At 39.9% G+C, this 13,057-nt stretch carries 9 protein-coding genes; 6 read left to right on the forward strand and 3 right to left on the reverse strand.

Going from position 1 to position 13,057, the window contains the following annotated elements; translation table 11 throughout:
* Positions 1-30: 30 nt before the first annotated feature.
* Entirely contained in the window at positions 31-768 is a 738-nt protein-coding gene (bioD, locus tag SporoP8_RS01170; protein ID WP_198166046.1) for a dethiobiotin synthase, read from the forward strand.
* 7 nt (positions 769-775) lie between these two features.
* Positions 776-2,107 (forward strand): adenosylmethionine--8-amino-7-oxononanoate transaminase, encoded by a 1,332-nt coding sequence (bioA, locus tag SporoP8_RS01175; protein ID WP_232319238.1) that lies wholly within the window; start codon positions 776-778, stop codon positions 2,105-2,107.
* A 143-nt stretch (positions 2,108-2,250) separates the two neighbouring features.
* On the opposite strand, the gene SporoP8_RS01180 is transcribed toward bioA, so the two are convergent.
* Positions 2,251-3,135, reverse strand: a complete 885-nt coding sequence (locus tag SporoP8_RS01180; RefSeq protein ID WP_085130794.1) for a D-alanyl-D-alanine carboxypeptidase family protein — start codon at positions 3,133-3,135, stop codon at positions 2,251-2,253.
* Positions 3,136-3,518: 383 nt separating this feature from the next.
* Between SporoP8_RS01180 and ggt the strand changes: the two genes are divergently transcribed.
* The 3 genes from ggt (at position 3,519) to SporoP8_RS01195 (ending at position 8,567) form a co-directional block, all read left to right on the forward strand.
* On the forward strand, positions 3,519-5,273 hold the full coding sequence (gene ggt / locus SporoP8_RS01185; RefSeq protein ID WP_085130796.1) for a gamma-glutamyltransferase: 1,755 nt from the start codon (positions 3,519-3,521) through the stop codon (positions 5,271-5,273).
* Between the two features lie 208 nt (positions 5,274-5,481).
* Complete coding sequence (locus SporoP8_RS01190; protein ID WP_085130798.1) at positions 5,482-7,665, forward strand: YhgE/Pip domain-containing protein; 2,184 nt, start codon at positions 5,482-5,484, stop codon at positions 7,663-7,665.
* Between the two features lie 107 nt (positions 7,666-7,772).
* Positions 7,773-8,567 (forward strand): metal-dependent hydrolase, encoded by a 795-nt coding sequence (locus SporoP8_RS01195; protein WP_157111210.1) that lies wholly within the window; start codon positions 7,773-7,775, stop codon positions 8,565-8,567.
* A gap of 73 nt (positions 8,568-8,640) precedes the next feature.
* Here the strand turns inward: SporoP8_RS01195 and SporoP8_RS01200 are convergent, their stop codons facing one another.
* Together SporoP8_RS01200 and SporoP8_RS01205 are read right to left on the reverse strand one after the other, a co-directional pair.
* Positions 8,641-9,618: a DUF5050 domain-containing protein gene (locus SporoP8_RS01200; protein ID WP_085130802.1), complete on the reverse strand. Its 978-nt coding sequence runs from the start codon at positions 9,616-9,618 to the stop codon at positions 8,641-8,643.
* A 451-nt stretch (positions 9,619-10,069) separates the two neighbouring features.
* A complete protein-coding gene (locus tag SporoP8_RS01205) occupies positions 10,070-10,282 on the reverse strand; it encodes an alpha/beta-type small acid-soluble spore protein (RefSeq protein WP_085130804.1) in 213 nt (70 codons plus the stop codon).
* Between the two features lie 159 nt (positions 10,283-10,441).
* Here SporoP8_RS01205 and SporoP8_RS01210 point away from each other — a divergent pair, with 159 nt between their 5' ends.
* Positions 10,442-12,862: a Lon protease family protein gene (locus SporoP8_RS01210; protein ID WP_085130806.1), complete on the forward strand. Its 2,421-nt coding sequence runs from the start codon at positions 10,442-10,444 to the stop codon at positions 12,860-12,862.
* Positions 12,863-13,057 lie beyond the last annotated feature (195 nt).

Below are 13,057 nucleotides of genomic sequence, written 5' to 3' on the forward strand. Positions count from 1 at the left end.
TAACACATATTTTTAAAAGGAGAGTTTAACGTGTCGATATTATTCATTACCGGAACAGATACCGATGTAGGAAAAACCGTAGCCACCGTGTTACTCAGTGACTTTTTGTCTGAAAACGGTCAGCAATTTGTACCGTTCAAACCTATCCAAACGGGAGCGGTGTTACATAATGAACGCTTAACCGCGCCAGATATTATGACGTATGAACTGGCTTCCGGTAGAGAACAACCTATCTCCGACTATTTATTTCCTACACCTTGCTCTCCTCATTTGGCTGCTAGATGGGAAGATGTCCAAATCGATACAAACAGATTGACTCAAACTGTGAAGAAACTCAGCGAAAATTTTGACGGAATGGTAATAGAAGGAGCTGGCGGACTCTATGTTCCGCTCACCTCAGAAGGCTATTGCATGATCGACTGGATGGAAGAATTAAAGGCTCCTGTCATATTAGTAGCACGAGCCGGTGTGGGGACGATTAACCATACACTTCTTTCTATTGAAGCAATGAAAGCAAGAGGCATTCGAATCGCTGGCATTTTATTCAATGATTTGGCGCAAGATTCCCCCACTATCATCAAAGATAATGTGGAAATGATCTATAAGATGAGCGGTGTCCCTGTGATTGGGATTATTCCTTATCAGAAAGACATTCGAGAAACGTTAATCAGTTCGGGCAAGAAAAAGACATGCTATGAAGAATGGGATTATTCAATTTTAGAGGAGGCGTTACTAAGTGGATGCAAATCAGTTGCTCAAGAAAAGTAAGCAACATATGTGGTTACCATTTACACAGATGTCGGATTATGAAAAAGATCCGCTTATCATTGCAAGCGGAGAAGGCGTGACCGTGACGGATATACATGGCAAAACGTATTTGGACGGCTATTCTTCTTTGTGGCTAAATGTACACGGTCACCGAAAAAAGGAGCTGGACGAGGCGATTCAAACACAACTGCAATCCATTGCGCATTCGACGTTACTCGGTGCTGCAAATATACCCTCGATTCTGCTGGCTGAGAAATTAGTGGAATTAGTTCCCGAAAAATTGACGCGTGTTTTTTACTCCGACAGTGGCGCAACGTCTGTTGAAATAGCGGTGAAGATGGCGTATCAGTATTGGCAGAATAAAGGTATTGAGAAAAAAACACGTTTTGTGACCGTCAGCAATGGCTATCATGGAGATACGGTCGGTACGATGAGTGTCGGTTCAATTGAACTGTATCACAAAGTCTATACTTCCCTATTGTTTGATGCGCTTGTCATTCCCTTCCCGTCAGTTTACCGTCACCCTTCAGGTGATGACAATACTGTACGGGATGAGAGCCTACATGAACTGCGCTTGCTATTTGAAGAACGTCATGAAGAAATCGCAGGAATGGTGCTTGAGCCGATGATTCAAGGAGCTGGCGGAATGAATACGATGCCTGCAGGTTATTTAAAGGGTGTTGAGAAGCTATGCAAAGAATTTAACGTACTACTGATTGTCGACGAAGTAGCCACCGGTTTCGGACGTACTGGGAAAATGTTCGCTGTCGAGCATGAAGGAGTAGAACCCGATCTGATGACTGTAGCAAAAGGACTTACAGGGGGCTATTTGCCAGTCGCCGCTACGTTCGCGACCGAAGAAATTTATAATGCGTTTTACGGAGAATATGAGGAAATGAAGACTTTCTTCCACGGACACTCCTACACGGGAAATCAGCTTGGGTGTGCAGTAGCATTAGCGAACTTGGAGATTTTTGAGAAAGAGCAACTGGTAAAGCAAGCAGAGGAAAAAGCTGTGTTTCTTAAAGAATTACTAGTGGATGTTCAGCAACTTCCGCATGTGGGAGACGTTAGACAATGTGGCTTGATGTGCGGAATTGAAATCGTCAAAGACAAGCGCACTAAAGAGTCGTTCCCGGTAGAAAGACGTGTCGCTTACCGCGCTACGCTTAAAATGAGAGAGCTTGGTTTGCTGACTAGGCCGCTCGGTGATGTCATTGTCCTGATGCCACCACTGGCTACTTCACATGAACAGTTAGCGGAAATGGTGAATCTTATGAAGTCCGGAATACAAGCAGCGACGGAAGAATTAGTAGATGTGGGTAGTGTCCAGCAATAACTACACATTTTATAGAAAAGACTGCGCTAGAAACCATGGTTTCTAGCGCAGTCTTTTTCCAATTACTTTTTTATGTTTATCATTTTTTATGAAATCAGAAGTCTTAGTCATTTTTGCATCCATACACTGATAGTAGTTACCTATCACTTGGCATAGCGCTCCATCATTTCCCGTGTTACATTAAAACGCGGTTCTATTGTATCGCCGTCTACTTCCTCTACCCCAATCAGTACGGAAATCACACGTTCTCCATTGAAGACTGCACTCCCCGTAAAACAAGAACCGGCAGCGTCAGTATATCCTGTCTTTAACCCATCCACGCCATCCATTTGCATACGCATACCCGGTAACAATAAATTCGTATTCCACATCTTGACTCCTTGTTTAGACATGAAGTGTGTCATGCTGGTAAACTCCAATACTTGGGGATGTGTTTTAATAAGTTGATCCGCAATGATAGCCATATCTTTGGCGGATGCCAAGTTGTCTTTCCCCTCACCTCGTCCTAAATAATTGCCATCCAAGCCATGTGGATTATAGAAAACGGTTTTCTTTAACTTAAACGCACGTGCTTGTTCATTCATGATCGCAACGAACTCCTCTTCCGTCCCTCCTACTATTTCAGCCAATGCAAGGGCCGCATCATTTGCTGAAATAACCGTCATCGCAGTGAATAATTCGCGTACTGTATAGCTTTCATTCGCTTTCATGCTGAGTTTTGAAGCACTCGCAAATTGTGCCATATCGAGGACAGTGGAACTTGGCTGATAGGTAGTTTCCCAGGAAATCGTGCCATTTTTAATCGTGTTCAACACGATATATTGCGTCATTAATTTTGTCATGCTAGCAATCGGTAATGGTTTTTTGCTGTTTTTCTCATACAGCACTTCACCTGTATGTGCATTCAATAGAATCATGGCTTTCGACGAGACACTCCAATTCTCTTCTATCACTTGCACATCATTCCATTGGGTAACGACTGCATAGATTCCCAAACAGATGAGTAACACCAGTAGTAATTTCTTCATGTATACACCCGCCTATACTATTCATTATGAAGTAGAAGTATGAAGAATGGTAGTGGACGTTTCTTAAGATTGTATGAAAAATATAAAAGGACTTTTTAATGTGAAAAACGTGCACTACTCTTAGTGAAAAGGTTTCATTTAGTCTGTCTAGTAAAAAATCGGAAGACTGCTAGCGGGTTATTTATTACTAGAAACTTCTTCGCTCGCTAACTACTTTAGAACTGAATTTCGAAATCCGAAATATAATCTACTTATATATGTAAGCGTTTGCTATAATCAAATTATTCAGGCTATCGCACTATTAAATTGCGATAATCTAACTTAATTGGAAAGGAGTGCTACTGTTGGAGTAAAGGAAAAACATTTCTGAAAGGGTGAAGTGATTGAAGAAACGATTGAATTGGATTTTAGTACTTCCATTGAGTTTTTTGCTTTTATTCAGTACATTACCAGGAACCATACTTGCTAGCGACTGGGATACGGATTATTCAAATTATCGTCAAGTAGCCACTGGACTTGATGGGATGGTAACAACAGCACATCCATTAGCATCAAAAGTCGGTGCTGACGTATTGGCGAATGGTGGGAATGCGATTGATGCAGCAGTAGCTATTCAATTTGCACTAAATGTTACAGAGCCCATGATGTCTGGCATTGGCGGCGGAGGTTTCCTCATGTATTATGATGCCAATACTGACAAAACACAGATCATTAACAGTCGTGAACGTGCACCAGCAGGAGCTACTCCCGATATGTTTTTGGATGAAAAAGGTGAACCCCTCCCCTTCTCGAAGCGAGTAGAAGGTGGGAATTCAGTGGGTGTACCGGGAACGTTAAAAGGATTAGAGGAAGCCCTTTCACGCTTTGGGACGCTGCCAATGTCCGAATTAATTGAACCGGCAATTGACTTAGCACGAAACGGTTTTCCAATCGATTCCGTGCTTGCGGAAGCCATTGAAGAGAATAAGCTGAAACTCGCTTTTAAAGAGTCAGGGAAGATTTTTGTACCTGATGGCAAGCCTATGCGTGAAGGCGATATATTAATACAGCAAGATCTAGCGAAGACGTTTGAATTAATTAAAAACGAAGGAACGGACGTATTCTATGAAGGAGAAATCGCACAAGCTATCGCAAGCGCAGTACAACAATATGGCGGCACTATGACATCTGAAGATTTACGTACATACGCAATTATGATGGATGATCCAATTTGGGGCGATTACAAAGGCTATCAGATTGCTAGTATGCCACCTCCTAGCTCCGGTGGTGTATTCCTTCTTCAAATGCTTGGTATTCTTGATTACTACAATCTATCTCAATATAACGTAAAGTCTTGGCAGAAATATCACTTGCTTGCGGAAACGATGCACCTCGCATACGCTGACCGTGCTATGTACGCTGGAGATCCTGACTTTGTGGACGTTCCGCTAAAAGGACTTTTGAATCCACAGTATATCCAAGAACGGTCGAACTTGATCAGTTTGGAACGCATGAACAAAAATCCGAAAGCCGGAGATCCTTGGAAATACGAAAATAAACCGAATGCAACTGTAGCTACTGTTCAACCTGAACCCGATAAACTCGGCGAGACGACGCACTATTCCGTAACCGATCAATGGGGCAATGTCGTGTCGAATACGACAACAATTGAACAACTATTCGGTAGCGGAATCATGGTACCAGGTTATGGAATTGTGTTAAATAATGAACTAACAGACTTCGACGCAGTACCAGGCGGAGCGAATCAAGTGGAACCAAATAAACGTCCTCTCAGTAGCATGACGCCAACTATTGTATTTGAAGATGGCCAGCCTGTTCTATCCGTTGGGTCACCTGGTGGACCGACCATCATCACATCCGTCCTGCAAACGATTATTCACTCCATTGATTATGGCATGGAATTAAAAGCCGCTGTAGAAGAACCAAGAATCTATACGAACAGCACATCATCCTACCGTTATGAAAGCGATATTCCACTAGAATCAATGAATTACTTGCGTGTACTCGGTCATCAATTTGGCGACAAGCCGACAACGATTGGGAACGTACAAAGTATTCTTATCGATCAAAAGGAAGGCGTATATAAAGGTGTTGCTGATTCCAGCCGTAATGGCGCCGCAATTGGTGTGAGTCAATGAATTACCCACTATTATAGAAAAAGCATCTTATCCCCTGCTAAATCAGCTAGGGATAAGGTGCTTTTTTTAATGGAACATCCGTCATGTGAAAAAAATCTCTGCAGTTCTGTATTATTTTTTGGTTTTCAAACAATCACAAAAGAAATCAGTTGAATTCCGGTGTTATGGGCATAATAGCTAATAAAAGTGTTATTGGAAAAGAGGTAAGATGGTGAAAACAAGTTGGAATATATTTAAATTGGATTTGAAGCATATTAGTAAAAACTGGGTAGTTGCCCTATTGATTGGCGGTCTGACCTTTTTACCTTCTTTGTATGCATGGCTGAATATTTACGCGACATGGGATCCTTATGCCCATACCGACCAATTACCCGTTGCGATTGTCAATGAAGATGAAGGTGCGATGGTACGTGACAAACAGATTGATGTTGGGAAAGAACTAATAAAAACGTTACAAGATAATAAAGAGATGGATTGGACTTTTACCACAAGCCAGGAAGCGATGGATGGAGTAGAATATGGTGATTATTTTGCGGCAATTTTCATTCCAAAAGACTTCTCCAGCAAACTTGCAACGGTCACTTCAGGAGAGCCTGAAAAAGCAGAAATCAATTATTTCGTCAATGAAAAGCTGAATTCAATTGCACCAAAAATCACGGAAAAAGGTGCTTCTGTCATTGTCGACAAAGTAAGCAATCGTTTTATTTCTACTGTCAATGGCGTAGTACTCGATATGTTTAATGAACTTGGAATAGAAATTGAGAATGACTTGCCTGATATTAAGAAATTCGAACAATATATATTCGACGTTCAGAAGCAATTACCGACGATTCAGCGGACTTTGGAAGGAATCGTAACCGATGCGAACTCCGCCAAACAGATTATCAACAAAGCGCAACAGCTATTGCCTGAAGCGAAACGGACTACTAACGCAGGCTTACAAACGATCAATGATACGATTGATCAGCTAACAACTGCGCAAAATCGATTAGAAGCCGCTGCACCACGTATAAAAGCGGATTTGGAAAAAATAGCGGCTATTACGAATGAAACGAATGAGTTCCTTAAAAAGATTCAGCAAATATCACCTGACTTCACTGAATGGGATCGTGTAAAACAAGAGGTTGACGACCGAGTAACCAGCAGTATGGAAAAACTGGGCGGACTTGAGCAAGACCTTCTGAATATAAAAAAGATAACCGAGGGGTTGAACGGTGAACAAACAGACGCCACTCTGTTCCAGCCGATCGATGCCGCGTTAATAAAAGTCACCAATCTTCACCAACTACTGTCTGAAATTCAACAAAATGCTCATACGATGAACGCACTTGTGCAAGGTGAAGAAGAACGATTGCACAATAGTATTAATGATTTGCAAAAGATTGCTGAGAACACTTCTATCCAAGCCAATTCATTCTTAAAAGAATATACCGACACGATAAAACCTTTTGTCCGCAAAGAAATAACGCAAGCATTGAAGACTCTTACTAGTGCCAAAGCGTTGTTAATAGAAGTACAACATACTTTCCCTGAAGTGCAACAAACATTACTTAGTGCAGACAAACACTTATCACAAGGTAAACAGCAAGTCGAGAACGCTTTAAACCAATACCCATACGTTTACGATAAAGTGAACCAGCTGGCGAATCGTATCAAGGATATTCAAGGCTCAACAGATATTAATGAAATCATTGATTTGCTACAAAATAACCCGCAAGCAGAGCGCAGCTTCTTTGAGGAACCGATACTATTGAATGAAACGAAGCTTTTCCCGATCAAAAACTATGGTACCGGGATGACCCCTTTTTATACCGTACTTTCGATTTGGGTCGGTTGTTTATTACTCATTTCCTTACTAGCGACAGACATTAGCCGAGAAGGTGTATTCACATCTAGACAAATTTATGTAGGTCGGCTATTTACATTCGGTTTGATTGGATGTATTCAAACGCTGATCGTGACGACCGGCGATATCGTGCTGCTTGGTGTCACTGTCAAAGAGCCGATAGCATTTTTCTTATTTGGGATATTGATCAGCGTAGTGTTCATGTCGATTGTCTATACGCTTGTTTCAGTGTTCGGCGACGTTGGTAAAGCGATGGCTATTGTCTTGCTTGTGCTGCAAATTGCAGGATCTGGTGGTACGTATCCGATCATGTTACTACCTTCATTTTTCCAGTGGATCAATCCTTTCTTACCTTTCACGTATGCAATTGACTTGATGAGAGAGGCAGTAGGCGGAATTGTCTGGGCGCGAGCCATTAAGGGTGTGCTGTTTTTAGCAATCGTTGGAATAGTCTTCATTACTTTCGGTTTCGTATTCAAGGAAAGAATGAATAAAGCAACTAATCATCTTTTAGCGAAATCACGTGAGACCGATCTATTTCATTAAACTGTTGTATAGAATTTGTATGCTGAATGTAAAGCGTTTCTTTTATCCGATATTGACTTCAATCATAAAACTCATTATAATATCAGTATATTCAGAATACTCCGGAGGTGAAGGAAATCAAAGTTACTAGACTTGGTCATGCGATGTACTTACTATCCAGCCGGATGAATAAGAACTATCTGATTGATCCTTTCTTTGATTTAAATCCTGGTTGCCCAAAAGAATTCATTACCGAAGAGTTTTTTCACACTATTGATGCGGTTTTCTTAACTCACGGACATTTTGATCATACAAGTGGACTTCAGAAAATGATGGATGTAAATCCACAACTTTTAGTCGTTGCTCCCTATGAATTGGCAATGATTCTGTTGCAAAAAGGATTTCAAAATATTTTCCCGCTTAATGTAGGTGGCTCAATTCCACTAGAAGATGTGAATGTCACGATGGTACCCGCAAAACATAGTTCTTCATTCGGCGAAACCGAAGGCACTCCTATTTATGCAGGCGAAGCTTCCGGTTATGTATTTGAGTTCACAGATGGACACACACTGTATCATTCAGGAGACACCGCACTAAGCTATGATTTGAAACTAATTGATGAGCTATACAAGCCCCACGTCGCTATACTATCCTCTTCCGGTCAATTTACAATGGGACCAAGAGAAGCAGCTTATGCGATTCGTAATTTTCTAAATGTAGATGTGGTCATTCCAAGTCATACCTTCCCTACTGCGGATACTGCGGTATCAAAAGAGAGTTACGAACAATTACTACAAGCTTTCCCCGTGGTCCAAAATATGGTAGATAGAGATCAAGAATTCGAAAAATTACTAAGAGATTATGACCGCACTGAAGTAGTCGTATTAGGTTATGGTGAAAAATATGATTTTCAACTGAAATAACATGCAACACCACAAAACCTCCCTACTTTGGTAAGGAGGTTTTAGTCGTTTTACTTATATAAAAATAGGCACTTCAGCGCGTCTGTAGTATTCTACGAAGAAAAAAAGTATTTTGTTGAACATTTTGGATTTCAAAATAAAATGCTCCATTATAATACTCTGCGCTAAGCTTGGAACCTGTTAAATCCCCCACTTTCACAGCATTCTTCCCGTCTTTATCCATTCGATAAAGATACTGTTTATAAGTTCCAGTATTATCTACAAAATAGATATATTTTATGCCAATAAATACTGCAGTTGAATCGACATTGGAGATGCGTTTTAACCCATTACCACTATAATCCGTGCGATACAAATACCTAGCATTCATAGTAGATTGTGGATCGATAACTGAATAAATATAGCCGTCTCTTACAATAATTGAATCAATCGAATTCACTTTACTAATGATCGGCACGACTTGTTGTGGATTGGATAGTTTGAATCGTGCAAAACTCATTGAATAGTCATATGGAGGAGGAACAGCGGGTATTAAGTATGCGTAATAGAGCCAGCCATTGTGAACGGTGAACTCTTGAATCGTGCCTTCTGACGTATATAGGTACTTATTTCCTTGTCCATTGATATTGATTTCATATACGTTTTTACCCGTGTGATAATACATTCTATCCCGATCAATCAAGAAATTACTGCTGGTCACTTGCGGATACTCCCTGATGAGTGTGCCATCAAACGAAAACCGTTGTAGTTTATTTAGATCATCATTGAATACGACGATCGTATCTTTATATAGTTGAATATTCGTGTAGTTCCCTTGCTTGATCAATCGGAACTTTTTCATATCATTACTTACCTTATATATCCCAACCGCTAATTCCTCGAGATGACCTCTGTTTACATAGTAATTACTTCCGTCTTTAGCAGTAAAACTATTTACAAAATGGTGATCGCCTTTAACATCATCTAGCGCACTTGCTTTTGATACTAGTACATTGGGGAATAGCAGACCAATAAACAGGACAACGACAACAAATCGTATCCAGTGTTTCATTTGTACATCCCTCCAAGTGTTTTATATTTAGTATACCATTTACTGAATAATTAATCTATTTTGATAATACTTTTCATTATTATTTTTATTCAACTGTATATAGTTTCACCTATGTAAATGTTCGCAGACTAAGATACTTCATTACTATTCAATAGATGAATACTCTTCTTTTACAGTTAAAGCTTTTCATTTTCTAGCTTGAACATCCGAGAAATAAAGTATTTCTAAAATGCAGTAGACAGGCTCTTCAATTGAGTTTTAGCAATCTATACTTCGATGTAAATCTACATGATCTAAAACAAACTTAATTTAATTTGTTGAAGTACTTCTTTCAATACAAAAAGACGACAATCATTCACATTCGAATGAATTGTCGTCTTTTCTTTTTTGAGAAATCAAAGCGTATAGTGACATTGATTTTTCACATGCTAATCTGGATGGATAGAACCGATTACTTCGTATAACCGTTCATTTGTGATTGAGCCTGACGCACTAATCGCTTTGTAATTTCTCCGCCGACGGATCCGTTGGCACGCGATGTGGAGTCTGGTCCAAGGTTTACACCGAATTCGTTCGCGATCTCTTCCTTCATCTGGTTGATCGCCTGTTGTACACCTGGAACTAAAAGCTGGTTTGAATTGCTGTTGTTATTGCTGTTTGGCATGTTGTCCACCTCCTTCTGACAATAGAATGAGCAGTTTTCGAAATATCATACATCGAGAGTCAAAAAAATTTAATGAGTTTTTCATGTGATTATTGCGTGTAATTACCTCATTAAGGGTATGTACAACATAACGGCAAAATAATGAGTGAGGTGAGTTAATTGGAAAATTTCAATGAAGACTCCATAAAACGGCAAGCAGAGTTACATCCGGAAGAATTAAAAAAAGCGGTGGACTACTCCAGGTTTTCATTCGAATCAACAGAACAAGTAGCCAAGCTTACAAATATTGTGGGACAACAACGTGCACGGTCCGTGATGAACTTCGGCCTACATGTGGATAAACCCGGATACAATCTATACGTCGCTGGAATAGAAGGCGTCGGTAAAACTTCTTTTGTCACGACCGTCGTTAATGACTTTTCGGAAAAAGAAGCTACCCTGTTTGACTGGTGTTATGTAAATAACTTTGAAGATGAGTACAAACCTAAAGTGCTAAAACTTCCTGTTGGATTGGGTAAGCAACTTCAAAAGTCGATGGAAGACCTGTTGCAAGATTTAAAAGCAGATATCCCTACTGCCTTTAATGAAGAAAACCGGCTAAAGAACCGTTCCTCGATCATTCGAAAATATAAAGACCAAGTGGACGAAGTGTATAAACGGACCAATGAAATAGCTACCGAAAACGGCTTTGTACTTAAGCAGTCCGATTCTACGATTGCTACCATTCCTATTGGTGAAGATGGGAATCCTTTAAGTGAAGAAGCTTATCATGTATTGAACGAAGAACAACGAGCGGCTATCGAAAGTAACTCTGCCAAATTACAAGAAATTATATTGGAAGCGACGAAAACCATACTCCGTTTCGAACAGGACTTGAAGAAATCATTGGCCGGCTTTGACCATCAAACAGCCATTACGACAATTGATTTTCATATTGAGGAATTAAGAAAGAACTACAAAGACTGTCCTGAAGTAATGCACTATATTAAAACGGTGCGAAAAGATCTCGTGAATAATTTTCAGGCATTTTTATCCACTGCTTCTAAAAAGGACGAAAAGCAGCTTGGCAGTCTGTTCAAAGACGAAAATCAAGCACTAAAAAAATATACGATAAATGTGCTAGTTGATAATAGCGAAACGAAAGGCATGCCCGTCATATCTGCAGATAATCCTACTTTTTATAACTTGATGGGCAAAGTAGAATACGAAAATCGAATGGGCGTCATGAGTACTGATTTCACGAAAATAAAACCTGGCTACCTACATGATGCAAATGGCGGGTATCTTCTCATTCAAGCAAAAGATATTTTTTCGAAAAGCCAAGCATGGGAAGGGTTAAAAAGAGCCTTATTAATCCATAAATTACAAATTGAGAATATAGGCGAACATGCCAGTATTATCGCTACCGCATCAGTCAATCCAGATCCGATTCATCTCAATGTAAAAGTCATTATTATTGGGAATATGGACATATATCAAGCCCTCTATCACCATGATGAAGATTTTCGTAAATTATTCAAAATTCGCGTAGACTTTGATGTAGAAATGAAATACAACCAAGATAATATTGCGGGGTTAGTTAGTTTCATTCATACACATTGCAAAAAACATGGGCTTCGGCATTTTGATCCGACAGCTGTTGCCAAAGTCATTGAATACAGCTCACGTATCGCCGGTGATCAAAATAAATTATCCACTCGTTTTAATTTACAAGTAGAATTACTATACGAAGCGGATGCATGGGCAAGTATTATGGGAGACGACCTCGTTTCAGCGAAGCATATCGAAAAAGCTATTCAGGAAAAGAAATATCGCTCAAATTTATATGAAGAAAAAATCCAAGCGAGTATTGAAGAAGGAAGTATTCTGATTGATACAACAGGAGAGAAAATTGGACAAGTAAATGGCTTGGCGGTCTATGATTTAGGTCAATATCATTTCGGCAAACCATCCCGCATTACCGCTACAACGTTTATGGGGAAGAAAGGTTTTGTCAATATTGAAAGAGAAAGTCAAATGAGCGGGAACACGCATAATAAAGGTGTGTATATATTAGGAGGATATTTAGGGCAAAAGTTCGCGCAGAAGTATCCAATGGTACTGACCGCACATATCGCTTTTGAACAATCCTATGGCGGTGTTGACGGTGACAGCGCTTCAAGCACAGAATTGTATGCCATTCTTTCTAGCCTGTCAGAAATTCCTATCAATCAAGGATTAGCCGTCACTGGCTCTGTCAATCAAAACGGAGAAATTCAGCCGATTGGCGGCGTGAATGAGAAAATTGAAGGGTTTTATAATGTATGTAAAAGTAGAGGATTAACAGGAAAACAAGGTGTACTCATCCCCCATCAAAATGTGAAAAACTTGATGCTAAATGATGAAGTCATTGAATCTGTTCGCAATGGACAGTTCCATATTTATAAAGTGCGAACGATTGAAGAAGGAATAGAAATTTTAACTGGTACACCAGCAGGACATCCCGATGATCAAGGAAATTATGACAAAGAAACCGTCTACGGAAAAGCAGCCACGAAATTACGGATGTTTATGGAGTTTGCTAGAGAACAAGAGAATTGAAAAAGGACCTGCGTTCGAAATGCTTGCGGGGATACATTTCACGTAGTTTCAAGCGCAGGTACTTTATCTATATTTCCATGTTATTTAAGCATCCATACTCAACCATTACAATACTTCAATGTATTTCCAATTAGCTTACATTCTCAAGTCAATTTTGTTACATTCGCTTCAAAGTTGTCGAAAAGCTGTACAATG

It is taken from the genome of Sporosarcina ureae (assembly GCF_002101375.1).
GTDB lineage: Bacteria > Bacillota > Bacilli > Bacillales_A > Planococcaceae > Sporosarcina > Sporosarcina ureae_B.

Excerpts from the sequence above, each read along its gene's own strand:
- bioA (WP_232319238.1), top strand. The coding sequence starts at position 776 with ATGTGGTTACCATTTACACAGATGTCGGATTATGAAAAAGATCCGCTT.
- SporoP8_RS01180 (WP_085130794.1), bottom strand. The coding sequence starts at position 3,135 with ATGAAGAAATTACTACTGGTGTTACTCATCTGTTTGGGAATCTATGCA.
- SporoP8_RS01190 (WP_085130798.1), top strand. The coding sequence starts at position 5,482 with ATGGTGAAAACAAGTTGGAATATATTTAAATTGGATTTGAAGCATATT.
- SporoP8_RS01200 (WP_085130802.1), bottom strand. The coding sequence starts at position 9,618 with ATGAAACACTGGATACGATTTGTTGTCGTTGTCCTGTTTATTGGTCTG.
- SporoP8_RS01205 (WP_085130804.1), bottom strand. The coding sequence starts at position 10,282 with ATGCCAAACAGCAATAACAACAGCAATTCAAACCAGCTTTTAGTTCCA.